A 22,724-nucleotide genomic window follows, 5' to 3' on the forward strand; every position below is an offset into this window, starting at 1 on the left:
AGCCCTGAACACGCGACAAACTTTGGCACCACGGCCGTCATGGCTTCGACCGGCACTGCGGGCGCTGTCGGGAGGGTCGCCGGAACACTCGGCAGCGACCTTGGCGCCTGGGCCATACGAGGACTGGTCGGAGCCAGTTCAGCACTCAACGTCGTGCTGCTGGCTTTTTGGCCAAGGGATATGGGTGATTCGACGCTCTACACCCCGGAGCAACTGGCAGGTATGCGCTCGGCCAGTACGCGAGTGCGGTTTCAGTTTCGCCAGGACGAGTCAGGTGAGTTGCGCATCTACGGTGTACATACCAAGCCCGAAAGTGGCGCTGATCGTGTACCTGTCGCGCAAGCCAGTTGGAATGCGGACAAGAGCGCGATGGTCGCGGTGCTGGATGGCATCAGCATCACTTGGACGCCGAACAATGGGCCGGTGGTCAGTGCGCCGAGCCCGTATCCGGGTACACCGGAACGCTTGGATAATTTGTTCGTTCATCCGGTTGCGGTGGGGCAAGATTCGGCAATCAGTCACTACCCAGGTCGGGATGCAGAGGATATTACCTGGCAGGACACGATCATTACGTTTCCTGCTGACTCGGGTATGTCGCCGCTGTACTTGGTATTTGCCAAGCCTATGGTTAGCCCGTTGGAGGTTGGTCGCGCGGCCGATCTAATGAGCCGGAGCCGAAAAGATGGCCTGGACATCGACCACATACCTGCACAAAAGGTACTGGAGGCAACGTTACTTCAGTTGGATGCCAAAATGCCGCGTCAACAGGTGTTGGATTATCTAAAGAACGCTCCAGGCATCGCGATTCCGACACATGTGCACCAGAAGCATAGTGAAACTTACGGTGGGCGCAGTACCAGGGCCAAGCAAGCCAAAGATGTCGCCGACCTACGGGCGGCTGTTAATAGCAATGTCGATGCGATCAAGAGCGGGTTACTGGATGAAGGCTATCCTGAAGCTGAAATTGAGGCGGCCCGAGAGCAATTACATCAACTCAACCAGAAACAAGGGTGGTACTAATGGACGCCACAACGATTGCACTGTGGATCAAAAGCCTGGGGCGCCCCTATGAATCCTTAGTCTCAGAGGGTGTCATCCCCAATATGCCTCTACAAGAGCTTTATAAGGGAAGGGACTGGCTGGATATTGAGCCAGAGGATGGAGTTGAGTTGAGTTTTTCAGCTGACTCCAAACGCCTGGAAACTCTATATATCACTCTTGTTAAGGCTGTAGAGGGGCAGTCTGTATATCGTGGAAAACTGCCACTGCCGCTGGCTTTATCGATGAGTCAGGCTGACGTAAAGGCCTCCTTCGGTGTTCCTTTAGAGTCAAAGGGTCCGACAAAACTCCCTCTAAACAGAAAAACAGGGGGGTGGGATGCGTATGAGCTTGAGCCCTCGGTGTATCCGAACGCCAAGCTGATATTTAAGTACGCGGAAAACTATCAAGTTAATACGCTGGTGTTCACTCTCCGCGCCTAGTCTCCTCAAACTGAGCGCACGCCAGCCAGTCAAGCGAATGTCTTTTCTGGCCGGCATCAGGACTCGGCCATCCAGGCAGAGAGGCTGATCGGAGGCGAAAAGTGAAAAGGGGACGCCTATATTTAATTGAAATGAATTCCCTCATCCGGTGACCTCAAGCAAAAGTTGGAAGGCTTCTTGCAATACCGCCTTCAGGGCGCCCTCTGGCGTCAAAACTTTGCTTCAAGGAACGCGAGGAGTACCGGTGGTAGATCGCTCTCAAATGCTCAGCACGGCCCGCAGCACCCTGACTGACCTCTCGCGGGGCAATCTGGGTGTGCCGTTGTTGTTGCTGGTGATGCTGGCAATGATGATGTTGCCGATGCCGCCGTTCCTGCTCGACGTGTTCTTCACCTTCAACATCGCCTTGTCCGTCGTGGTCCTGCTGGTCTGCGTCTACGCGTTGCGGCCGCTGGATTTCGCGGTATTCCCCACCATCCTGCTGATCGCCACGCTGTTGCGGCTGGCGTTGAACGTGGCGTCGACCCGCGTGGTCATGCTCCACGGCCAGGACGGTCACGCCGCCGCCGGTAAGGTGATCCAGGCCTTCGGCGAGGTGGTGATCGGCGGTAACTACGTGGTCGGTATCGTGGTGTTCGCGATCCTGATGATCATCAACTTCGTGGTGGTGACCAAGGGCGCCGGGCGGATTTCCGAGGTGAGCGCACGCTTTACCCTCGACGCCATGCCCGGCAAACAGATGGCCATCGACGCCGACCTCAACGCCGGCCTGATCGACCAGAACCAGGCCAAATCGCGCCGCCTGGAAGTGGCCCAGGAGGCCGAGTTCTACGGTTCCATGGACGGTGCCAGCAAATTCGTGCGCGGTGACGCCATCGCCGGCCTGTTGATTCTGTTCATCAACCTGATCGGCGGCATAGCGGTCGGGATGTTCCAGCACGGCATGACCTTCGGCGATGCGGGCAAGGTCTACGCCCTGCTGACCATCGGTGACGGTTTAGTGGCGCAATTGCCATCACTGTTGTTATCCACAGCTGCGGCGATCATGGTGACCCGTGCGTCGGGCTCCGAAGACATGGGCAAGCAGATCAGCCGGCAGATGTTCGCCTCGCCCAAGGCGCTGGCCGTGGCGGCGGGCATCATGGCGATCATGGGCATTGTGCCCGGCATGCCCCACGTCTCGTTCTTGAGCATGGCGGCGATGGCCGCCGGTGGCGCCTACCTGTTCTGGAAAAAGCAGAACTTGGTCAAGGTGAAGGCCCAGCAAGAAATCGCGCGCCAGCAGGAACTGCTGCCGTCGCCGGCCCGCGCCCAGGAAACCAAGGAGTTGGGCTGGGACGATGTGACCCCGATCGACATGATCGGCCTGGAAGTCGGCTACCGCCTGATCCCGTTGGTCGACCGCAACCAGGGCGGCCAATTGCTCGCGCGGATCAAGGGCGTGCGCAAGAAGCTGTCCCAGGACCTGGGCTTCCTGATGCCCACTGTGCATATCCGTGACAACCTCGACCTGGCCCCCAGCGCCTACCGCCTGACCCTGATGGGCGTGATCCTCGCCGAAGCGGAGATCTACCCCGACCGCGAGCTGGCGATCAACCCGGGCCAGGTGTTCGGCACGCTGAACGGTATAACCGCCAAAGATCCGGCTTTTGGTCTGGAAGCGGTCTGGATCGAAGTCAGCCAGCGCAGCCAGGCGCAGTCCCTCGGCTACACCGTGGTGGACGCCAGCACCGTGGTCGCCACGCACCTCAACCAGATTCTGTACAAGCACTCCCACGAGCTGATCGGTCACGAAGAAGTCCAGCAACTAATGGGTTTGCTGGCCAAAGCCTCGCCCAAGCTCGCCGAAGAGCTGGTGCCGGGCGTGCTGTCGCTGTCGCAATTGCTCAAGGTGCTGCAGGCGCTGCTGGCCGAACAGGTGCCGGTGCGCGACATTCGCAGCATCGCCGAGGCCATCGCCAACAATGCCGCCAAGAGTCAAGATACTGCCGCGTTGGTGGCCGCCGTGCGCGTTGGATTATCCCGCGCTATCGTACAAAGCATTGTAGGGATTGAGTCTGAGCTGCCTGTGATCACCTTGGAGCCAAGGTTGGAACAAATATTGCTCAATAGTATTCAGAAGGCAGGACAGGGCCAGGAAGAGGGCGTTCTGCTGGAGCCAAGCATGGCTGAAAAACTGCAGCGTTCGTTGATCGAAGCAGCGCAGCGTCAGGAAATGCAGGGCCAGCCGGTGATTCTGCTGGTGGCAGGCCCGGTCCGGGCGATGTTGTCGCGGTTTGGACGCCTGGCAGTGCCGAATTTGCACGTTTTGGCTTATCAGGAAATCCCTGACAACAAGCAAGTGACTATCGTCGCGACAGTAGGGCCCAACGGCTGAGGTAGTGGGTTATGCAAGTAAAGCGTTTTTTCGCCGCCGATATGCGTCAGGCCATGAAACTGGTACGTGACGAACTGGGCGCCGACGCTGCGATTATCGGTAACCGTCGTATTGCCGGCGGTGTCGAGCTGACGGCTGCCCTGGATTACACCCCTTCGGCGCTGGCCCCGCGTGTCCCGAACATGGAGCTTGAAGACGAGCTGCGCAAGACGGCCTCGCGCATTGTCTCGGCCCAGGCCGAACTGAGCATGCGTGGCGACAGCGATGCGACCACCAATCGCCAGTTGTTCGCCGGCCTGCCGCTGACCGCCGCCGAGCCGCTGGTCGAGCCGACGTTCATCGAACCGCCGCGTCCTGCCGCGCCTGCCCCGGCCGCTGCAGTCGACCAGCGTGTGTTCGACTCGATGCGCTTTGAGCTCAACGGCCTGCGCGAGCTGCTGGAAGTGCAGCTCGGTTCGCTGGCCTGGACCCAACTGCAAGGCAGCAAGCCGCAACAGGCCAACCTGTGGCGTCGCCTGCAACGCATCGGCCTGTCCGGCCCGTTGTCCCGCGACCTGCTGGCGCTGACCACCGAAATCGAAGAACCTCGCCAGGCCTGGCGCATGTTGCTGGCCCACCTGGCGCGGATGATCGTCACCCCGGAACTCGAACCCCTGGAAGAGGGCGGCGTGATCGCCATGGTCGGCCCTGCCGGCATGGGCAAGACCACCACGCTGGCCAAGCTGGCGGCGCGCTACGTGCTCAAGTACGGCGCCCAGAACATCGCGCTGGTAAGCATGGACAGCTACCGCATCGGTGCCCAGGAGCAACTCAAGACCCTGGGCCGCATCCTCAATGTGTCGGTGACCCACGTCGACCCGGGCCAGTCCCTGGCCAACGCCCTCGATCCGTTGCTGCGCAAGCGTGTGGTGCTGATCGATACCGCCGGCCTGCAAGCCAGCGATCCGGCGTTGCGCATGCAGCTGGAGAGCCTGGCCGGGCGTGGCATCAAGGCAAAAAATTACCTGGTGCTTGCAACCACCAGCCAAAAACAAGTTCTTACCGCTGCGTACCATAGCTACAAGCGCTGCGGCCTGGCCGGATGCATCCTCACCAAGCTCGACGAAACCGCGAGCCTGGGCGAGGTGCTGAGCCTGGCTATCAGTCATGAACTTCCGGTCGCCTACCTGACCGACGGGCCGCGGATTCCGGATGATTTGCATCTGCCGCGCCGTCATCAGTTGGTCAGCCGTGCCGTCAGCGTGCAAATGCAAGAAGAGCCTAGCGAGGAAGCGATGGCCGATATGTTCGCTGACCTTTACCACAACCCGGCAAAGCGGGTGGGTTGAGGCAGCATGAACACCATGAAATGTATCTACATCGATGGTCTGCAAGCGATTCACGCGGCCAAGCCATGTAGCCTGCGTCTAAGCAAGACAAGGTAAAGAATTAAAATGGGCAGCATGCATCCCGTACAGGTGATCGCGGTGACCGGCGGCAAAGGTGGCGTCGGGAAAACTAACGTGTCAGTGAATTTGTCCCTGGCCCTGGCAGAGCTTGGCCGTCGTGTCATGCTGCTGGATGCTGACCTTGGGTTGGCGAACGTTGACGTATTGCTGGGGCTCACGCCCAAACACACCCTCGCCGATGTGATCGAGGGTCGTTGCGAGCTGCGCGATGTGCTGCTGCAGGGCCCTGGAGGCATCCGTATCGTGCCGGCCGCCTCGGGCACCCAGAGCATGGTCCACTTGAGCCCTGCGCAGCATGCCGGCCTGATCCAGGCGTTCAGCGATATCGGCGACAACCTCGACGTGCTGGTGATCGACACCGCCGCCGGGATTGGCGAGTCCGTGGTCAGCTTCGTGCGCGCCGCGCAAGAAGTCCTGCTGGTGGTCTGCGATGAACCCACCTCGATCACCGACGCCTACGCCCTGATCAAACTGCTCAACCGCGACTACGGCATGAACCGCTTCCGCGTGCTGGCCAATATGGCCCAGAGCCCGCAGGAAGGACGCAACCTGTTCGCCAAGTTGACCAAGGTCACTGATCGCTTTCTTGATGTCGCCTTACAATACGTCGGCGCAGTTCCCTATGACGAGTGTGTACGCAAGGCCGTGCAAAAGCAGCGTGCGGTCTACGAAGCGTTCCCTCGTTCGAAATGCGCGTTGGCGTTCAAGGCTATTGCTCAGAAGGTCGATACCTGGCCGTTGCCCGCCAACCCTCGGGGGCATCTGGAGTTTTTCGTCGAGCGATTGGTGCATCAGACGAGCGCAGGACCGGTGCTATGACAGCCAGCGGCTATAACCTTTACAAAAATTCGGCACGTGACCGCCAGGGCGAATTGATCGAGCGCTATGCGCCGCTGGTCAAGCGCATTGCCTATCACTTGCTGGCACGCCTGCCCGCCAGTGTCCAGGTCGAAGACTTGATCCAGGCCGGCATGATCGGCCTGCTCGAAGTATCGACCAAATACGACGCGAGCAAGGGTGCGAGTTTCGAGACGTATGCGGGTATCCGTATCCGTGGCGCGATGCTCGATGAAGTGCGTAAAGGGGATTGGGCGCCGCGTTCGGTACACCGCAATACGCGCATGGTCAGTGACGCAATTCGTGCAATTGAAGCAAAAACCGGTCGCGACGCTAAAGATCACGAAGTTGCGGCCGAACTCCAATTGAGTCTCGACGATTATTACGGGATTTTGAACGATACCTTGGGCAGCCGCCTGTTCAGTTTCGACGACCTGTTGCAGGACGGCGAACACGAAGGGCTGCACGAGGACGGCGCGAGTGCTCATCTCGAACCGTCGCGCGACCTGGAAGATGAACGCTTTCAGGGGGCGCTGGCGGACGCGATTGCCAATCTGCCGGAGCGTGAGCGACTGGTGTTGGCGCTGTACTACGACGAAGAGCTGAACCTCAAGGAAATCGGTGAGGTCCTGGGGGTCAGCGAATCGCGTGTCAGCCAGCTGCACAGCCAGTGCGCAGCCCGCTTGCGGGGACGCCTGGGAGAGTGGCGCGCGCGCTGACAGGCAGTGTGGGGACACTGCAGACACTACCGCGAGGCCCTTGGTTTTCGCGGGTGAGTTTCGTGGTGCCCTGGGCAGTCCTTTTTGTGTAACGCCTGTTGATTGAAATGGCGCGTCCAGGTGCTGGACGCGTTTTAAGACTGCTTGGAGGTCGAATTGGACAAGAACATGAAAATCCTCATCGTTGATGACTTCTCAACGATGCGGCGGATCATAAAAAACCTGTTGCGTGACCTGGGGTTCACCAACACGGTCGAGGCGGATGACGGCCTTACGGCGATTCCGATCCTCAACAGCGGGAGCATCGACTTTCTGGTAACCGACTGGAACATGCCCGGCATGACCGGTATCGACTTGCTGCGCCATGTGCGCGCCGATGAAAAACTGCGCAGCCTTCCCGTGTTGATGGTGACCGCCGAAGCCAAGCGTGAGCAGATCATCGAAGCCGCCCAGGCAGGGGTCAACGGCTACGTGGTCAAGCCATTCACTGCATTGGCCTTGAAAGAGAAGATCGAAAAAATCTTCGAACGCATCCACGGCTAATGCCATCGCGGGGGAGCTATGGAGCATAAAGAAACGTCACAGGGGGACTTTGAGTCGACCCTGAAAAAGCATGCTCACCAACTGGTCGAGAGCCTTGAAAAAGGCCAGTTCGGCGACGCGGTGCAGTTAATCCATGAGCTTAACCAGACCCGTGACCGCGGCCTGTATCAGGAAGTGGGCAAGCTCACGCGCGAGCTGCACAGTGCGATCGTCAATTTTCAGATTGACCCGCACATGCCCCAGGCTGAAGAAATTTCGCAAATCACCGATGCCACTGAACGCCTGTCCTATGTGGTCAGGCTGACTGAAGCGGCGGCCAACCGCACCATGGACCTGGTGGAAAACGCCACGCCCCTGGTCAACGGCATGGCCAACGAAGCTCAGGCGCTCAGCGTTGACTGGGGCCGCTTCATGCGTCGGGAAGTGGGGGCTGAGGAATTTCGTGAGTTGGCCCGTCGGGTCGAGGGTTTCCTGTCGCGCAGCGAACAGGACAACCACACGGTGTCCAGCAACCTCAATGACATTCTGCTCGCCCAGGATTACCAGGACCTCACCGGTCAGGTGATCAAGCGCGTGACCCAATTGGTCACCGAAGTGGAAAGCAACTTGCTCAAATTGGTGCTTATGGCAGGCCAAGTCGATCGTTTCGCCGGCATCGAACATGACCGCGAAGCGATCCTCTCGGAAAAAGATCCACAAAAACATCTCGCCAAGGGTGAAGGTCCGCAGATTCATGCCGATAAACGTGAAGACGTTATGTCAGGTCAGGATGACGTAGATGACCTGTTATCCAGTTTAGGCTTCTAAGGAGCACACCCATGAGCTTCGGCGCCGATGAAGAAATCCTTCAGGATTTCCTTGTAGAGGCCGGCGAAATTTTAGAGCAACTGTCCGAACAACTGGTCGAGCTGGAAAGCCGACCGGATGATGCGAACCTGCTCAATGCAATTTTTCGCGGTTTTCACACTGTAAAAGGGGGCGCCGGCTTCCTCCAGCTCCATGAGCTGGTGGAGTGCTGCCACATCGCCGAGAACGTGTTCGACATCCTGCGCAAGGGTGAGCGTCACGTTGATTCGGAGCTGATGGACGTGATTCTCGAAGCGCTGGATGCGGTCAACGGCATGTTCAGCGAAGTTCGCGAACGTGCCCCGATCACCGCAGCCACCCCGGAACTGCTGGCCGCCCTGGCGCGTCTGGCAGAACCTGCCGACACCGCGGCCGCGCCGGTGGTGGAAGCGGCTCCGGAGCCTGTGGTCGAAGCCGAAGCGGATGTCACCGACAGCGAGTTCGAGCAACTGCTCGACTCCCTCAATGCGGTCAAGGCCGAAGCCGAAGCGCCGCAAGCGGTCGCTGCAGTTGCCGCGCCCGCCGCGCCCGCCGCGCCGACCGGCGAAGACATTACCGACGCAGAATTCGAATCCCTGCTCGATCAGTTGCACGGCAAGGGCCAGTTCGCTGCCGACGCCGTTGCACCTGCGGCTGAGGCGCAAGCACCTGCGAGTGCCTCGCAAGTTCCGGCAGCCACCGCCGCCGCTGGCACCGACATTACCGACGACGAATTCGAAGCGTTGCTCGACCAGTTGCATGGCAAGGGCTCCTTTGCTGCCGATGCCTTGCCGGAAGTCGCTGCAACTGCTGCCGCACCGGCTGCGGCCGCTGCCGCACCTGCCGGCGACGGGCTGATTTCCGATCACGAATTCGAAGCCCTGCTCGACGAATTGCACGGCAAGGGCAAGTTCGCCGAAGTGGCCGCTGGCGCTGCGGCGACGGCAGCCCCAGTGGCGGCCAAACCGGCACCGGCCAAAGCCGCGGCACCTGCTGCCGCCAAGCCGGCCCCGGCCCCGGCTGCCGCCGCTCCTGCCGCCGCTCCTGCCGCTGCCGCGCGTGCCCCGGCCGCCGCCGCGGCCGACAAGCCTGCCAGCGAAGCCGAAACCACGGTGCGTGTGGATACCGCGCGCCTGGACGACATCATGAACATGGTCGGCGAACTGGTGCTGGTGCGTAACCGCCTGGTGCGCCTGGGCCTGAACAGTGGCGACGAAGCAATGCAGAAGGCCGTGTCGAACCTCGACGTGGTCACTGCCGACCTGCAGACCGCGGTGATGAAGACGCGGATGCAGCCGATCAAGAAAGTCTTCGGTCGCTTCCCGCGCCTGGTTCGTGACCTGGCTCGCCAGCTCAAGAAAGAAATCAACCTGGAACTGGTGGGTGAAGAAACCGACCTCGACAAAAACCTTGTCGAGGCCCTGGCCGACCCGCTGGTCCACTTGGTGCGCAACGCCGTCGACCACGGCGTGGAAACCCCGGAAGAACGCGAAGCCGCGGGCAAGTCCCGTAACGGCAAGGTGATTCTGGCGGCGGAACAAGAGGGTGACCATATCCTGCTGTCGATCACCGATGACGGCAAAGGCATGGACCCGGCGATCCTGCGCGGTATCGCCGTCAAGCGTGGCGTGATGGACAAGGATGCCGCCGACCGCTTGACCGAGACCGAGTGCTACAACCTGATTTTCGCGCCGGGCTTCTCGACCAAGACCGAGATTTCCGACGTGTCGGGCCGTGGCGTGGGCATGGACGTGGTGAAAACCAAGATCAGCCAGCTCAACGGTTCGATCAATATCTACTCGACCAAGGGCCTGGGCTCGAAGATCGTCATCAAGGTGCCGTTGACCCTGGCGATCATGCCGACCCTGATGGTGATGCTGGGCAACCAGGCCTTCGCCTTCCCGCTGGTCAACGTCAACGAGATCTTCCACCTCGACCTGTCGCGCACCAACGTGGTGGACGGCCAGGAAGTGGTGATCGTGCGCGACAAAGCGTTGCCACTGTTCTACCTCAAGCGCTGGCTGGTCGCCTCGGCCGCCCATGAAGAGCAGCGCGAAGGCCATGTGGTGATTCTCTCCGTGGGCACCCAGCGCATCGGCTTTGTCGTCGATCAACTGGTCGGCCAGGAAGAAGTGGTCATCAAGCCTTTGGGCAAAATGCTGCAGGGAACCCCGGGCATGTCGGGTGCGACCATCACCGGTGACGGTCGTATCGCATTGATTCTCGATGTTCCGAGCATGCTCAAGCGTTACGCCGCACGGCGTATTTGATTCTGGTGGGGCAGGGCGGTATTGCCTGCCCCGCCTAACGGAGTGTTTATGGTAGTCAAGGTCCTGGTGGTGGACGATTCGGGTTTCTTCCGCCGCCGCGTCTCGGAAATTCTTTCCGCCGATCCAACGATCCAGGTGGTCGGCACGGCCACCAACGGTAAAGAGGCGATTGATCAAGCCATTGCGTTGAAGCCGGACGTGATCACCATGGACTACGAGATGCCGATGATGGATGGCATCACCGCAGTCCGACACATCATGCAGCGCTGTCCGACCCCGGTATTGATGTTCTCCTCGCTGACCCACGAAGGCGCCCGGGTCACCCTGGATGCGCTGGACGCCGGTGCGGTGGACTTCCTGCCGAAGAATTTCGAAGACATCTCGCGCAACCCCGAGAAGGTCAAGCAGATGCTGTGCGAGAAGGTCCACAGCATTTCGCGCAGCAACCGTCGCAGCCTGTTCAGCGCCCCGGCGCCTGCGCCGGTCGCGGCTCCGGCGGCGCCCACCAGCACGGCGTTCGGCCGCCCGGCGCCGGCAGCGGTTGCCCGGCCTGCCGCGGCCCCCGCGCGGGCACCTGCGCCAAGCGCCCATTCGCCGGCGCCGAAACGCAAGGCCTACAAGCTGGTTGCCATTGGTACTTCGACCGGCGGCCCGGTTGCCCTGCAGCGGGTTTTGACCCAACTGCCGGCCAACTTCCCGGCGCCGATCGTGCTGATCCAGCACATGCCCGCCGCGTTCACCAAGGCCTTCGCCGAGCGCCTGGACAAGCTGTGCCGCATCAGCGTCAAGGAAGCCGAGGATGGCGACATCCTGCGTCCTGGCCTGGCGCTGCTGGCGCCTGGGGGCAAGCAGATGATGGTCGATGGCCGTGGCGCGATCAAAATCCTGCCGGGCGATGAGCGCCTCAACTACAAGCCCTGCGTGGATATCACCTTCGGTTCGGCAGCCAAGTCCTACGGCGACAAAGTTCTGGCGGTGGTGCTCACCGGCATGGGCGCCGACGGTCGCGAAGGCGCGCGCCTGCTCAAGCAGGGCGGCAGTGCGATCTGGGCCCAGGACGAAGCCAGTTGCGTGATTTATGGCATGCCGATGGCCATCGTCAAGGCTGAGTTGGCCGACGCGATCTACAGCCTGGACGATATCGGCAGGCATTTGGTGGAGGCCTGCCTCTGATGGATGTACTGAGTCTGATCGGTATCACCATGGCGTTTGTCGCGATCATCGGCGGCAACTACCTCGAAGGCGGGCACCTCGGCGCCCTGGCCAACGGCCCGGCGGCGCTGATCGTGATCGGTGGCACCGTCGGCGCGGCATTGCTGCAGTCGCCCTTGAGTTCGTTCAAGCGTGCCATGCAGATCCTGATCTGGATTATTTTCCCGCCGCGCGTCGACCTGGCCGGCGGCATCGACCGCGTGGTCAACTGGAGCCTCACCGCACGCAAGGAAGGCCTGCTGGGCCTGGAAGGCGTGGCCGATGCCGAGCCCGACAGCTACGCGCGCAAAGGCCTGCAATTGCTGGTGGACGGCGCCGAGCCGGAGGCGATCCGCAGCATCCTGGAAGTGGATTTCTACACCCAGGAAAGCCGCGATATCAACGCCGCCAAAGTCTTTGAAAGCATGGGCGGCTACGCGCCGACCATCGGCATCATCGGCGCGGTGATGGGCCTGATCCACGTGATGGGCAACCTCGCCGATCCGTCGCAACTGGGCAGCGGCATTGCCGTGGCGTTTGTCGCCACCATCTACGGTGTGGCGAGTGCCAACCTGGTGCTGTTGCCGGTGGCCAGCAAGCTCAAGTCGATTGCCCTGCGCCAGTCGCGTTACCGTGAAATGTTGCTCGAAGGCATCCTGTCGATTGCCGAGGGCGAGAACCCGCGCTCCATCGAATTGAAGCTCCAGGGCTTCATGGATTGATGTACATGAAACGTGTAGGAGCGAGCTTGTTCGCGAAAATCGTCAACGATGACGCGGGCATCCTGGATGAACGCGTTGCTCTCGGATTTTTCGCGAGCAAGCCCGCTCCTGCAGGTGATTCGTTTTGCGGAGGTAATCGTCTGTGAGCCGTCGCCGTCGCGAGCCTGAAGAACACGTCAACCATGAACGCTGGCTGGTGTCCTACGCGGACTTCATCACCTTGCTGTTCGCGTTTTTCGTGGTGATGTACTCCATCTCGTCGATCAACGAAGGCAAGTACAAAGTCATTTCCCAAGCGCTGATCGGCGTGTTCAACGACGCCGATCGTTCGCTCAAGCCGATCCCGATCGGCGAAGAGCGGCCCAAGACCGTGACCCCGGCCAAGCCGCTGGTCAACGACAGCGATGAGACCTCCGCCGGCATGGGCGGCACCGGCGACCCGCTGAAAAGCATCGCCGACGATATCAGTGCCGCGTTCGGCGACCTGATCAGCTCCAACCAGATGACCGTGCGCGGCAATGAGTTGTGGGTGGAGATCGAGCTCAATTCGAGCCTGCTGTTCGCCAGCGCCGATGCCATGCCCAGCGACCAGGCGTTCACCATCATCGACAAGGTGGCGGCGATCCTCAAGCCGTTTGAAAACCCGATCCACGTCGAAGGCTTTACCGACAATATCCCCATCAGTACCGCGCAGTACCCGACCAACTGGGAGCTGTCGTCGGCCCGGGCGGCCAGCATCGTGCGGATGCTCGCGATGCAGGGCGTGAACCCCGGTCGCCTGGCGTCGGTCGGCTACGGCGAGTTCCAGCCGGTGGCCAATAACGCCACGGCGGAAGGCCGCGCCCGCAACCGCCGGGTGGTGCTGGTGGTCTCGCGCAACCTGGATGTGCGCCGCAGCCTGACCGGCACCGGCACGGCAAATGCAACCCCGGACGCGGCATTGAAGCGGGCTGGCACACAAACTGCACCGGCCCTTGCAAAGCCGCCGGTACGGCAAAGCTCCGTCAATTCTCCGTCACCGGCTCAATAACCTATGCACTGTCTCGGTCGCGCCTGTGCCCGCCGGGAGGAATCAACCGAATGAGAGTCTGGGCAGTTGCCAATCAAAAAGGTGGAGTCGGCAAGACCACCACCTCCATCGCCTTAGCCGGCTTGCTGGCCGAGGCGGGCAAGCGCGTGGTCGTGGTCGACCTGGACCCCCACGGCTCGATGACCAGCTATTTCGGCTACGACCCGGACGCGCTGGAGCACAGCTGCTACGACCTGTTCCTGCACAAGGGCAGCGTGCCGAGCGATCTGCCCGGGCAACTGCTGCTGCCCACCAGCAATGAAAGCATTTCCCTGCTGCCGTCGAGCACCGCCCTGGCCACCCTTGAGCGCCAGTCGCCGGGGCAGAGCGGCCTGGGCCTGGTGATCGCCAAGACCCTGGCGCAACTGTGGCAGGACTTCGACTACGCGATCATCGACAGCCCGCCGTTGCTCGGCGTGCTGATGGTCAACGCCCTGGCGGCCAGCCAGCAGTTGGTGATCCCGGTGCAGACCGAGCACCTCGCGGTCAAGGGCCTGGAACGCATGGTCAGCACCCTGGCGATGATCAACCGCTCACGCAAACAGGCGCTGCCGTTCAGCATCGTGCCGACGTTGTTCGACCGCCGCACCCAAGCGTCCCTCGGCACCTTGCGCGTACTGCGCGATGCCTACCCGGACACCATCTGGCAAGGCTATATCCCGGTGGACACGCGCCTGCGCGACGCCAGCCGCGCCGGCCTGACCCCTTCGCAGTTCGACGGTAAAAGTCGCGGCGTGCTGGCGTACCGCGCGCTGCTCAAGCACCTGCTGTCGCAACAGCTTGTGGCGCAGGTGGCGTGATGAACCGTCCTGTCGAACTCAAGGTCAAGACGCGGCCGCAACTGGCACTGGAATCCTACCTGGATGCCTTGCTGCAGGACGCGACCGAGGAAGAACTGCCGGAACCGCTGCTGGTCCTCGAACCCGCCGTAGACGCACAAAGCACACTGGATGAGTTCCAGTTGGCGGTGCTGGAAGAACAGGCGCGTGATGCGCAGGTGATGGTGCCGAGTCCACCGGTCGTGGTTGCGCCTGTAGTGGTTGCGCCTGTGCCGGTCGCACCCGTGGTGGTCGAGCCGGTGGTTGAAGTCCACCTGCCGCCGAGCATCACGCCGCCGCCGGTCACCGGCGACGGCCGCCCGGCGTGGGCCGCCGAGCCGTTCGAATGCCTGCTGTTCGACGTCGCCGGGTTGACCCTGGCGGTGCCGCTGGTGTGCCTGGGCTCGATCTATTCCCTGGAAGGCCAGGAGCTGACACCGCTGTTCGGGCAACCGGAGTGGTTCCTCGGCATCCTGCCCAGCCAGGCCGGCAACCTCAAGGTGCTGGACACCGCGCGCTGGGTGATGCCCGACCGCTACCGCGATGATTTCCGCCAGGGCTTGCAATACGTGATTTCGGTGCAAGGCTACGAGTGGGGGCTGGCCGTGCATCAAGTCAGCCGCTCGTTGCGCCTGGACCCGAATGAAATCAAATGGCGCAGCCAACGGGGCCAGCGCCCTTGGTTGGCGGGCACCGTGATCGAACACATGTGCGCGTTGCTCGACGTCGCCGAACTGGCCGAGTTGATCGCCAGCGGTGCGGTCAAGTCGATGCCGGGCCAGCAACGCAGTTAATTGAACAAGATCGGCCGCACGGTTGTGCGGCCAAAGAAGCACACACGCCGTGTCCAACGGCATTTGAAGGGGTCAGGGGTATGAATAAGTCAGCGTCCGCACAAGGTTTGGATGATCCGATCCTGCAATGGGTTACCTTCAAACTGGACAACGAGTCCTACGGCATCAACGTCATGCGCGTGCAGGAAGTGCTGCGCTACACCGAAATCGCTCCGGTTCCGGGTGCGCCAAGCTACGTGCTGGGCATCATCAACCTGCGCGGCAACGTGGTGACGGTGATCGACACCCGCCAGCGTTTCGGTCTGATACCGACCGAAGTCAACGACAACACCCGCATCGTCATCATCGAGGCCGACAAGCAAGTGGTCGGGATCATGGTCGACAGCGTGGCCGAAGTGGTTTACCTGCGCCAATCGGAAGTGGAAACCGCGCCGAACGTGGGTAACGAAGAGTCGGCCAAGTTCATCCAGGGCGTCTGCAACAAGAACGGCGAACTGCTGATTCTGGTCGAGCTGGACAAAATGATGAGCGAAGAAGAATGGTCGGATCTGGAGAACATCTGATTGTTCCTTGAAGCAGCGGTGATCGTCCTGGCCCTGTTGTGGGCCGGGACGTTGGCGTTTTTGCTGCGCTATGTGCGCCAGCAACGCGAGTGGGCGGTGCAACAGGCCGAACGCGATGCCGTGCGTGACCGGCGCGTGGTCGAGTTGGCCAAGCGCGTCGATCACTTCCAGCAGAGTGCGGTGCGGGTCGGAGATGAGGTGCATGAACTGCGCGCGATCCTCGGGCCGTTGCCGGACAAGCTGGCGCAGATTGAACAGCGCGATCCGTCCAGCCTGTCTTTTGCCCAGGCGGCGAAGCTGGTCGGCATGGGCGCGACCGTGGATGAGCTGACGCAGTCGTGCGGCTTGACCCAGGCTGAGGCGCAGTTGATGAGTAAGTTGCACAAAAGCTGATTGCGCGCTGATGGGTATCTAGCGATCCAACTGTAGGCGCTGGCTTGCCCGCGCTTACAGGAAAGCGGCCTGGCCTCGCCCCTGGCCAATTAAATTGCAAACCCGATGGCTTTTTTTATCTCCTCAAGGGTCAACATCCTTCAAGCACCTTTGACCCCAGGAGAGCTCCCCCCATGACCACCCACAAAGCCCTGTTGATCCTCCACGGCAAGCAAGCCCTCAACGAGGACGTGCGCGCTGCGGTGCTGGCTCGGCGTGAGCAGGGCTGGGAGCTGGCGGTGCGGGTGACGTGGGAGGGCGGCGACGCGCAGCGGCTGGTCAACGAGGCCCTGGACGGCGGGTACACGCACATCATTGCCGGCGGCGGTGACGGCACCTTGCGCGATGTGGCCGAGGCGATGGCCCAGGCCGGGACCGACGCGAGCCTGGTGCTGATGCCGTTGGGCACCGCCAATGATTTTGCCCGCGCCGCCGGTGTGCCGCTGCAGCCCGACCAGGCCCTGGCGTTGCTGGATGTGCCGGCCAGGGCGATCGACCTCGGCCGCGTCGGCGGGCAAGTATTCCTCAACATGGCCACCGGCGGCTTCGGCAGCCAGGTCACCGCCAATACCTCCGAAGAACTGAAGAAAGTGCTGGGCGGCGCGGCCTATCTGTTCACCGGCTTGTCGCGCTTCAGTGAGTTGAAGGCCGCGTATGGCGAGCTGGAAGGCCCGGATTTCCATTGGAAAGGCGAGCTGCTCGCGCTGGGCATCGGCAATGGCCGCCAGGCGGGCGGTGGGCATGCGCTGTGTCCCGACGCACTGGCGGACGATGGGCTGCTGGACATCAGCATTTTGCCGGCCCCCCAGGAAGTGGTCGGCACCCTGCGTGAACTGATGAACAATGGCTGGGGCCTGGACACCATGTTTGTCCGCGCGCGCCTGCCGTGGGTCAAGATCAAGGTCGCGCAAGGTTTGTATATCAACCTGGATGGCGAACCGCTGCAAGGCGATGACCTGCATTTCGAGGTCGTGCCCAAGGCCCTGCGCGTCCACCTGCCGCCGGGTTCGCCCTTAGTCGTCCAGGCTGATGATCTGCTCGCGCACGGCAAATAACACCAGGCCCGCCACATCGAAAATCTGCAGGCGCTTCATGATTTGCGAGCGATGGGCTTCCACGGTCTTGATGCTCAACCCGAGGCCGTGGGCGATTTCCCGGGTGGATTTGCCACGCACGACCAGGCGCAGGATTTCCAACTGGCGAGCGGTGAGGTTGTGGTTGTGGACGACCGGGGGGGACGGGGCCTGGTTGCGTACCAGCGCCTGGCTGATCACGGTGTGGGCAATCGCCGGGCTCAGGTAGCGCTCGTCATTGCTCAGCGCCAGCAGTGCCTGCTCCAGTTCGTTGGCGCTGGTGTCCTTGAGCAGGTAGCCATGGGCGCCGGCCTCCAGGGCTCGCATGATCAGCTCCGGGTCGGTGTGCATCGACAGGATCAGCACCTTGCTTTTGGGGTAGGCCGTCTTGAGCTGGTGCAACGCATCCAGGCCGCCGGTGTGTTTCATCGACAGGTCCAGCAGCACGATATCCGGCAGCAGGGCGCTGAATGTTTCCAGCACCTGCGCGCCATCGCTGGCTTCGCCAATCACCGTGTAGCCGGGAATGTCCAGGACCAGCGCGCGGACGCCGGCCCTGATCAGTGCGTGGTCATCCACCAGGAGTAAAGTGCGGGTCACTCGAGAACCTTCAGGGGACTGGCCCGTTCGAGGGCGCGCGGCGCCCAGGGGAAAAGCGCGTCGATCCGGGTGCCTTTGCCTGGCTGGCTGCTGACGGACAAGGTGCCTCCCAGTTGATCAATCCGCTCGGACATGCCCGCCATGCCCCGTTGGCCTTCCAGGCCTGGGTTGCTGGCGGGCGAAAAGCCCTGGCCGTCATCACTGATAAACAGCGACAGGCCCTGGGGCAGGCGTTGCAGGCGAACCAGCAGGTTTTGCGCCTGGGCATGGCGCAGCATGTTGGTCACCGCTTCCTGGGTGATGCGAAAAGCGGCCACGGCCATTTCTTCGGGAATGCCGGTCAGCCGTTGCTGGCATTCCAGGCTCCAATGAATCGAGGTGTTTCCCAGGGTCTTGAGCAGGTGCGCGCGCAGGCTGGCTTCCAGGCCCAGGCTGGCCAACTGACGCGGGTTGAGAATGGCGGACACGTCGCGCACCTTGGCCAAGGTCTCGTTCAGGGTGTTGCACAGCACTGTGCATTGGCCCTGCAGGTCTTCCGGCAGGCGGCGCTTGAGCCATTCGCTTTGCAGCTTGGCGGCGGTGAGCAATTGGCCGATATCGTCGTGCAGCTCACGGCTGAGGCGGTGCCGCTCGTTTTCCTGGACTTGCAACAGGCGATCGGCCAGTTCCTGGGGCTGGAACTTGATCGATTTACGTGAGCTCCACTGGCGCAGGCCCATCAGCACCAGGGTGGCCACGTTGATCAGCAACACCATCAATGGCAAGGGCGCGGAGTGAGCGTAGGCCCACAGCCCCAGCAGCAGTGAGCACAGGCACAACACGAGAACCAGTCGACGGGCATTGCTGCGGGAAGCGGATTTGACGAGGAGTGACTTGAGGCTGGCGTACATAGCGGATGCTTTTCACGTTTTATGCATCATGACGTTAGGTCACTTCGAGGGCGGCATGGTAACACTTTGCTTACCGTTGGTCGCCAGGCGTCATTTGCACGGAGTGGGGGCATGCCTATTAAGAATAGTTATATGTTGGCGGTTGTTTTGTATGGGTTGGCTTTATAGCGCGGGCAACTTGGTTGTCGCCACTTATTGCAGGACACATTAGTTATTCTTGTCGTTTTTGGGCAAGACGCTGGATGAAAGCGACACCTTAGCGGTTAACGGCGCAGTCTTTCATGAAACATGGTGCAGACGCTGCTGAGGCTTGTTGGCGAAGTCCTTTTGCGGGATCTGGAGAGTGACCGTCGCAATCAGTGAAGTTTGTTCACTTTCGTCCAAACTCAGTTCACCGGTGCGGGTGTCGATCAGCTCCAGTTGCCACGCCAGTAATGTCAGACAATTGTGCAAGGCATCGAGGGCCTGATCGTGCAGTTGCAGCGGGTTCGCCGCGTTGGCAATCAGGTACTGGATATGCCGCGAAAACTCGCTGATCGCCCGCAGCGCCAGATCGTCGGCCTTTTCGGCGAGCGTCGCGAGGCTGAAGTTCATGCATTCGATGGCATCGCTGTCGTTACGAATCAAATGCAGATGGCTCAGGCACTCCTCCGACTTGTTCAGCAGCTTTTCGGCCTCGAGCAAGAATTCGGGAAGTGCAGCTTGCCACTCGTTCGCGCTATTCATCATGCAAGTCTCCGCAACATAAGGTCGGGTGATGAGATGTCGCACTGCGTGAATAGCGTAAAACTACCGCTGAAAGATGACTGAAATCTGTAGGGCGCTTCTGAGACTTTAGTAGGACGTTTATTTGAATGATCATGCGAGGCGCACACTGCCCTCGTCATCGGGGCCGATTGCGCAACTTCGATTGCCGACAGGTGAGTGTCTTGAAGACCCGTGGGCCGTGGGCTTGCGATGGCAAACAAAAGCCTGACTCCATTCATGCAATGAGAATGGCGTCACATTAATGGCAATTAGATATCGCGAATATCAGGTTGGGCCTGATTGTGCCTAGGGGAATCCCTTATATAGCGGAACCTTGCGTCGATGTGAGTGTCGCGCAATGTCGCTATTCTGCCGAATTAAGAGGCCAGCGAAGTAAAGCATGATGTCAGTGTGACATCAATGGATTTACGTGGCATTTTACAGGGGTCAAGGTCTGGCGCTTGCCGCCGATAACAAGCCTAGTGAACTGCATAATCCCTTAGCGCGACTTGCGCGCATATCAGGAGCTTTTTAATGGCCGGCATTCTCGACACGGTAGATCAACGCACGCAATTGGTGGGTGAGAATCGCCTGGAGATTCTCATGTTTCGCCTGGCCGGGCGGCAGCTGTTCGCGATCAACGTGTTCAAGGTGCAGGAGGTCTTGCAACTGCCCAAGCTGACCCTGATGCCTCAGCGCCACCCGTTTGTGTGCGGCGTGGTCAACCTGCGCGGCCAGACCCTGCCGGTGATCGACCTGTCCCAGGCCATCGGCATGCGCCCGCTGGTGCCGGGGCCCAACAGCACCATCATCGTCACCGAGTACAACCGCTCGGTGCAGGCGTTCCTGGTGGGCGGCGTCGATCGCATCGTCAACATGAACTGGGAAGCCATCCTGCCGCCGCCGACCAGCGCCGGGCGCCAGCACTACCTCACGGCCATCAGCAAGGTCGATGACCAGTTGGTGGAAATCATCGATGTGGAAAAAGTCCTCGCCGAGATCGTGCCATACAACGCCAAGGTCTCCCGCGATAAACTCGATGACCCGATACTGGAGCGCGCCCGTGGCCGTGAAGTGCTGCTGGTGGACGACTCCAATGTCGCGCTGTCGCAGTTGCGCGACACCCTGGGCCAGTTGGGCGTGAAGATGCACATCGCCAGTGACGGCCTCAAGGCGCTGAACATGCTCAAGGCCTGGGCCGACAGCGGCCAGGTGATGACCGACAAATTGCTGATGATCTTCACCGACGCCGAAATGCCTGAGATGGACGGCTACCGCCTGACCACCGAGATCCGCAATGACCCACGCCTGCGTGAGCTGTACGTGGTGCTGCACACCTCGCTGTCGGGCAGTTTCAACGAGTCGATGGTGAAGAAGGTCGGGTGCGATAACTTCCTGTCCAAATTCCAGCCGGACAAGCTGGTGGATGTGGTGCGTCAGCGACTGATGCTGGACGAAGCGTCGGCTTGACCTTAGGGTGACGGTTTTGCCCCTCAGGAATGCAGGCTCATGCTCCGTCTCAGCGCGCTGTACCGTTACCCTTTGAAATCCGGCAAGGCCGAAACGTTGCAGCAGATCGGCCTGGACAAGCTCGGGTTGGATGGCGATCGACGCTGGATGCTGGTGGACGAAGCCAGCGGGCGTTTCTTGACGCAGCGCGCCGTGGCGACGATGAGCCAGCTGTCTGCGCTGTGGAACCGCAGCGGTGGCCTGACCCTCAGTTCGCCTGGCTACGCAGCGCTGGACGTGGCGTTGCCCGGCAGCGAGGCTGAACTGCGCGGTGTGACCATCTGGCGCGACACCTTGCGCGTGCCGGATGCGGGCGATGCCGCCGCCGCCTGGGTCAGCGACTTTATCGGCAAGCCAACGCGGCTGGTCCACATCCCGCTGGAGCGCGCGCGCACCACACAAGCCGGTTATGGCAAGGACGATGATCAGGTCGCGTTCGCCGACGGTTACCCGTTGCTGCTGATCGGCCAGGCCTCCCTGGACGACCTGTCCCGGCACGTCGGTCGGCCCATGGAAATGCTGCGCTTTCGCCCCAACCTGGTGATCGACGGTGGCGATGCGTTCGCCGAAGACGGCTGGAAACGCCTGCGCATCGGCGATGTCGAGTTTCGCGTGGTCAAGCCGTGCTCACGCTGCATTCTGACCACCATCGACCCGCAGACCGGCGAGCGCAGTGCCGACCGCGAACCCTTCGTGACGCTGGAGGCCTATCGCAAGACCGAAGACGGCGCGATGTTCGGCCAGAACCTGGTCAACGATGGCGTGGGCCGCCTGGAAGTGGGCATGCCGGTGACTGTCCTCGAATAATGCGTCCCCAAAAAAAATGCCCGTCTCCTGCGAGACGGGCATTTTTTTCGCGCGGGAATTGCTTAGCCGCGGTATTCGCACAGGTAAGCGGTGTCCACGGCGACCTTCAGCTGGAACTTGCTGTTGGCCGGAACGTGGAACAGGCTGCCGGCGGCGAAGGTTTCCCAGGTGCTGCTGTCGGGCAGCTTGACGGTCAGGGCGCCGGATACCACGTGCATGATTTCACGCTGGGCGGTGCCGAATTCGTATTCACCCGGGGCCATGACGCCGATGGTCGCCGGACCTTCTGCGGTGCCGAAAGCGATCGACTTGACGGTGCCGTCGAAGTACTCGTTGACTTTAAACATGGGCGAATCCTCGGAAAAAGGGTCTGGAAAGGTCGGCCAGTATGCCCAAGGGCAAGGGAGCTGCCTAGACCGGCAAAATCAGCGGTAACAGGCGTGCGGTGTTGCGCGCATCTTCCAGCGCCCGGTGTTGCTGGCCATTGAACTGCATTCCCGCCAATTGCAGGGCGCTATTGAGCCCCGTTGGCTTGTCCAGGCGCCGGGCCTTGGCGAAGCGTTGCTTGAGGTTGATATGGGGCGTTTGGGCCAGCGCGCTGCTCAGGCCATGGCGCTGCCACTCCAGCTCGAGCTGCTGGCGATCGTAGTCGCCCCAGCTGGCCCAACCTTCCAGGTGTGCCTGATGCTGGCCCAGCCAGCGCTCGAACAGCGCCCACACATCGCCGAAGGGCGCGGCGCTGTCCATGTTCGCCTGGCTGATATGGGTCAGCTTGCGGCAGAAGGGCGTCAGCAATGGACGCCGCTGCGGTCGCACAAAACGCTGGAAATGATCCAACTCGCGGCCCTGGCGGTTGACCAGGCTTGCGCCGATCTCGATGACTTCCATCTCCGTCACGGGCCAGCCGCCGTCATCCGTTGTGGCTTCAAGGTCAATAATCAGCCAATGAGGCATCGTGCAGATTCCCGTACTCTTCCCGTCCTGATGGGGATAGAGCGTAGCCCGGCCG

The 22,724-nt window shown here is 61.2% G+C and carries 24 protein-coding genes; 19 read left to right on the top strand and 5 right to left on the bottom strand.

Annotated features, from left to right (window positions below; genetic code table 11):
- The 17 genes from INT12_RS23700 to yegS all read left to right on the top strand — a co-directional run.
- Nucleotides 1-1,020: S-type pyocin domain-containing protein (locus INT12_RS23700; protein ID WP_193041024.1), on the top strand; the 1,020-nt coding region annotated here is incomplete at its 5' end.
- Complete coding sequence (locus INT12_RS23705) at nt 1,020-1,481, top strand: DUF6392 family protein (RefSeq protein WP_017845397.1); 462 nt, start codon at nt 1,020-1,022, stop codon at nt 1,479-1,481. The genes INT12_RS23700 and INT12_RS23705, both read left to right, overlap by 1 nt.
- A 262-nt stretch (nt 1,482-1,743) precedes the next feature.
- Nucleotides 1,744-3,858 (top strand): flagellar biosynthesis protein FlhA, encoded by a 2,115-nt coding sequence (gene flhA / locus INT12_RS23710; protein ID WP_017845398.1) that lies wholly within the window; start codon nt 1,744-1,746, stop codon nt 3,856-3,858.
- An 11-nt stretch (nt 3,859-3,869) separates the two neighbouring features.
- Nucleotides 3,870-5,186, top strand: a complete 1,317-nt coding sequence (gene flhF / locus INT12_RS23715; RefSeq protein WP_017845399.1) for a flagellar biosynthesis protein FlhF — start codon at nt 3,870-3,872, stop codon at nt 5,184-5,186.
- Between the two features lie 105 nt (nt 5,187-5,291).
- Nucleotides 5,292-6,125 carry a flagellar synthesis regulator FleN gene (gene fleN, locus INT12_RS23720; RefSeq protein ID WP_003192912.1) on the top strand — a complete coding sequence of 278 codons (834 nt, stop codon included), beginning with the start codon at nt 5,292-5,294 and terminating at the stop codon, nt 6,123-6,125.
- Complete coding sequence (fliA, locus tag INT12_RS23725) at nt 6,122-6,862, top strand: RNA polymerase sigma factor FliA (RefSeq protein WP_017845400.1); 741 nt, start codon at nt 6,122-6,124, stop codon at nt 6,860-6,862. Before fleN ends, fliA begins: the two co-directional genes overlap by 4 nt.
- A 168-nt stretch (nt 6,863-7,030) precedes the next feature.
- The gene (locus INT12_RS23730) at nt 7,031-7,405 is read left to right on the top strand and encodes a chemotaxis response regulator CheY (RefSeq protein WP_003192908.1); all 375 of its coding nucleotides are present in this window, start codon (nt 7,031-7,033) and stop codon (nt 7,403-7,405) included.
- An 18-nt stretch (nt 7,406-7,423) separates the two neighbouring features.
- Nucleotides 7,424-8,212: a protein phosphatase CheZ gene (locus INT12_RS23735; RefSeq protein ID WP_017845401.1), complete on the top strand. Its 789-nt coding sequence runs from the start codon at nt 7,424-7,426 to the stop codon at nt 8,210-8,212.
- Between the two features lie 11 nt (nt 8,213-8,223).
- On the top strand, nt 8,224-10,500 hold the full coding sequence (locus tag INT12_RS23740) for a chemotaxis protein CheA (protein WP_193059045.1): 2,277 nt from the start codon (nt 8,224-8,226) through the stop codon (nt 10,498-10,500).
- Nucleotides 10,501-10,548: 48 nt separating this feature from the next.
- Nucleotides 10,549-11,673 (top strand): protein-glutamate methylesterase/protein-glutamine glutaminase, encoded by a 1,125-nt coding sequence (locus INT12_RS23745; protein ID WP_017849386.1) that lies wholly within the window; start codon nt 10,549-10,551, stop codon nt 11,671-11,673.
- Complete coding sequence (locus INT12_RS23750; protein WP_017849387.1) at nt 11,673-12,413, top strand: flagellar motor protein; 741 nt, start codon at nt 11,673-11,675, stop codon at nt 12,411-12,413. Before INT12_RS23745 ends, INT12_RS23750 begins: the two co-directional genes overlap by 1 nt.
- Nucleotides 12,414-12,555: 142 nt before the next feature.
- The gene (gene motD, locus INT12_RS23755) at nt 12,556-13,443 is read left to right on the top strand and encodes a flagellar motor protein MotD (RefSeq protein ID WP_017849389.1); all 888 of its coding nucleotides are present in this window, start codon (nt 12,556-12,558) and stop codon (nt 13,441-13,443) included.
- Nucleotides 13,444-13,493: 50 nt separating this feature from the next.
- Nucleotides 13,494-14,282 carry a ParA family protein gene (locus tag INT12_RS23760; RefSeq protein ID WP_017849390.1) on the top strand — a complete coding sequence of 263 codons (789 nt, stop codon included), beginning with the start codon at nt 13,494-13,496 and terminating at the stop codon, nt 14,280-14,282.
- Entirely contained in the window at nt 14,282-15,094 is an 813-nt protein-coding gene (locus INT12_RS23765) for a CheW domain-containing protein (RefSeq protein ID WP_017849391.1), read from the top strand. Before INT12_RS23760 ends, INT12_RS23765 begins: the two co-directional genes overlap by 1 nt.
- Before the next feature lie 80 nt (nt 15,095-15,174).
- On the top strand, nt 15,175-15,657 hold the full coding sequence (locus INT12_RS23770) for a chemotaxis protein CheW (protein WP_017849392.1): 483 nt from the start codon (nt 15,175-15,177) through the stop codon (nt 15,655-15,657).
- Entirely contained in the window at nt 15,658-16,050 is a 393-nt protein-coding gene (locus tag INT12_RS23775) for a DUF2802 domain-containing protein (protein ID WP_046484827.1), read from the top strand. It abuts the gene before it with no gap.
- A 173-nt stretch (nt 16,051-16,223) separates the two neighbouring features.
- On the top strand, nt 16,224-17,144 hold the full coding sequence (gene yegS / locus INT12_RS23780; RefSeq protein ID WP_017849394.1) for a lipid kinase YegS: 921 nt from the start codon (nt 16,224-16,226) through the stop codon (nt 17,142-17,144).
- Here the strand turns inward: yegS and INT12_RS23785 are convergent.
- The 3 genes from INT12_RS23785 to INT12_RS23795 all read right to left on the bottom strand — a co-directional run bounded on the left by INT12_RS23785 (nt 17,103) and on the right by INT12_RS23795 (nt 19,381).
- Nucleotides 17,103-17,762, bottom strand: a complete 660-nt coding sequence (locus INT12_RS23785; RefSeq protein ID WP_193040753.1) for a response regulator — start codon at nt 17,760-17,762, stop codon at nt 17,103-17,105. The two genes, yegS and INT12_RS23785, sit on opposite strands and share 42 nt — an antisense overlap.
- A complete protein-coding gene (locus tag INT12_RS23790; RefSeq protein WP_017849396.1) occupies nt 17,759-18,652 on the bottom strand; it encodes a sensor histidine kinase in 894 nt (297 codons plus the stop codon). The genes INT12_RS23785 and INT12_RS23790 overlap by 4 nt, the downstream gene beginning before the upstream one ends.
- 279 nt (nt 18,653-18,931) lie before the next feature.
- Nucleotides 18,932-19,381: a hypothetical protein gene (locus tag INT12_RS23795; RefSeq protein ID WP_169883684.1), complete on the bottom strand. Its 450-nt coding sequence runs from the start codon at nt 19,379-19,381 to the stop codon at nt 18,932-18,934.
- Nucleotides 19,382-19,933: 552 nt separating this feature from the next.
- Here INT12_RS23795 and INT12_RS23800 point away from each other — a divergent pair.
- Nucleotides 19,934-20,869, top strand: a complete 936-nt coding sequence (locus INT12_RS23800) for a chemotaxis protein CheV (protein ID WP_017849398.1) — start codon at nt 19,934-19,936, stop codon at nt 20,867-20,869.
- A 39-nt stretch (nt 20,870-20,908) separates the two neighbouring features.
- Nucleotides 20,909-21,715, top strand: coding sequence for an MOSC domain-containing protein (locus INT12_RS23805; protein WP_046382533.1), 807 nt, complete (start codon nt 20,909-20,911; stop codon nt 21,713-21,715).
- A 62-nt stretch (nt 21,716-21,777) separates the two neighbouring features.
- Here the strand turns inward: INT12_RS23805 and INT12_RS23810 are convergent, their stop codons facing one another.
- Nucleotides 21,778-22,062, bottom strand: a complete 285-nt coding sequence (locus tag INT12_RS23810; RefSeq protein WP_017849400.1) for a pyrimidine/purine nucleoside phosphorylase — start codon at nt 22,060-22,062, stop codon at nt 21,778-21,780.
- 64 nt (nt 22,063-22,126) lie between these two features.
- On the bottom strand, nt 22,127-22,669 hold the full coding sequence (locus INT12_RS23815) for an exonuclease domain-containing protein (RefSeq protein ID WP_017849401.1): 543 nt from the start codon (nt 22,667-22,669) through the stop codon (nt 22,127-22,129).
- Nucleotides 22,670-22,724: the final 55 nt, after the last annotated feature.

The organism is Pseudomonas sp. K8, assembly GCF_014889455.1.
In the GTDB taxonomy this organism is placed as follows: Bacteria; Pseudomonadota; Gammaproteobacteria; order Pseudomonadales; family Pseudomonadaceae; genus Aquipseudomonas; species Aquipseudomonas veronii.

Excerpts from the sequence above, each read along its gene's own strand:
- INT12_RS23705 (WP_017845397.1), top strand. The coding sequence starts at position 1,020 with ATGGACGCCACAACGATTGCACTGTGGATCAAAAGCCTGGGGCGCCCC.
- flhA (WP_017845398.1), top strand. The coding sequence starts at position 1,744 with ATGCTCAGCACGGCCCGCAGCACCCTGACTGACCTCTCGCGGGGCAAT.
- flhF (WP_017845399.1), top strand. The coding sequence starts at position 3,870 with ATGCAAGTAAAGCGTTTTTTCGCCGCCGATATGCGTCAGGCCATGAAA.
- fleN (WP_003192912.1), top strand. The coding sequence starts at position 5,292 with ATGGGCAGCATGCATCCCGTACAGGTGATCGCGGTGACCGGCGGCAAA.
- fliA (WP_017845400.1), top strand. The coding sequence starts at position 6,122 with ATGACAGCCAGCGGCTATAACCTTTACAAAAATTCGGCACGTGACCGC.
- INT12_RS23730 (WP_003192908.1), top strand. The coding sequence starts at position 7,031 with ATGAAAATCCTCATCGTTGATGACTTCTCAACGATGCGGCGGATCATA.
- INT12_RS23735 (WP_017845401.1), top strand. The coding sequence starts at position 7,424 with ATGGAGCATAAAGAAACGTCACAGGGGGACTTTGAGTCGACCCTGAAA.
- INT12_RS23740 (WP_193059045.1), top strand. The coding sequence starts at position 8,224 with ATGAGCTTCGGCGCCGATGAAGAAATCCTTCAGGATTTCCTTGTAGAG.
- INT12_RS23745 (WP_017849386.1), top strand. The coding sequence starts at position 10,549 with ATGGTAGTCAAGGTCCTGGTGGTGGACGATTCGGGTTTCTTCCGCCGC.
- INT12_RS23750 (WP_017849387.1), top strand. The coding sequence starts at position 11,673 with ATGGATGTACTGAGTCTGATCGGTATCACCATGGCGTTTGTCGCGATC.
- INT12_RS23760 (WP_017849390.1), top strand. The coding sequence starts at position 13,494 with ATGAGAGTCTGGGCAGTTGCCAATCAAAAAGGTGGAGTCGGCAAGACC.
- INT12_RS23765 (WP_017849391.1), top strand. The coding sequence starts at position 14,282 with ATGAACCGTCCTGTCGAACTCAAGGTCAAGACGCGGCCGCAACTGGCA.
- INT12_RS23770 (WP_017849392.1), top strand. The coding sequence starts at position 15,175 with ATGAATAAGTCAGCGTCCGCACAAGGTTTGGATGATCCGATCCTGCAA.
- yegS (WP_017849394.1), top strand. The coding sequence starts at position 16,224 with ATGACCACCCACAAAGCCCTGTTGATCCTCCACGGCAAGCAAGCCCTC.
- INT12_RS23790 (WP_017849396.1), bottom strand. The coding sequence starts at position 18,652 with ATGTACGCCAGCCTCAAGTCACTCCTCGTCAAATCCGCTTCCCGCAGC.
- INT12_RS23795 (WP_169883684.1), bottom strand. The coding sequence starts at position 19,381 with ATGATGAATAGCGCGAACGAGTGGCAAGCTGCACTTCCCGAATTCTTG.
- INT12_RS23800 (WP_017849398.1), top strand. The coding sequence starts at position 19,934 with ATGGCCGGCATTCTCGACACGGTAGATCAACGCACGCAATTGGTGGGT.
- INT12_RS23805 (WP_046382533.1), top strand. The coding sequence starts at position 20,909 with ATGCTCCGTCTCAGCGCGCTGTACCGTTACCCTTTGAAATCCGGCAAG.
- INT12_RS23810 (WP_017849400.1), bottom strand. The coding sequence starts at position 22,062 with ATGTTTAAAGTCAACGAGTACTTCGACGGCACCGTCAAGTCGATCGCT.
- INT12_RS23815 (WP_017849401.1), bottom strand. The coding sequence starts at position 22,669 with ATGCCTCATTGGCTGATTATTGACCTTGAAGCCACAACGGATGACGGC.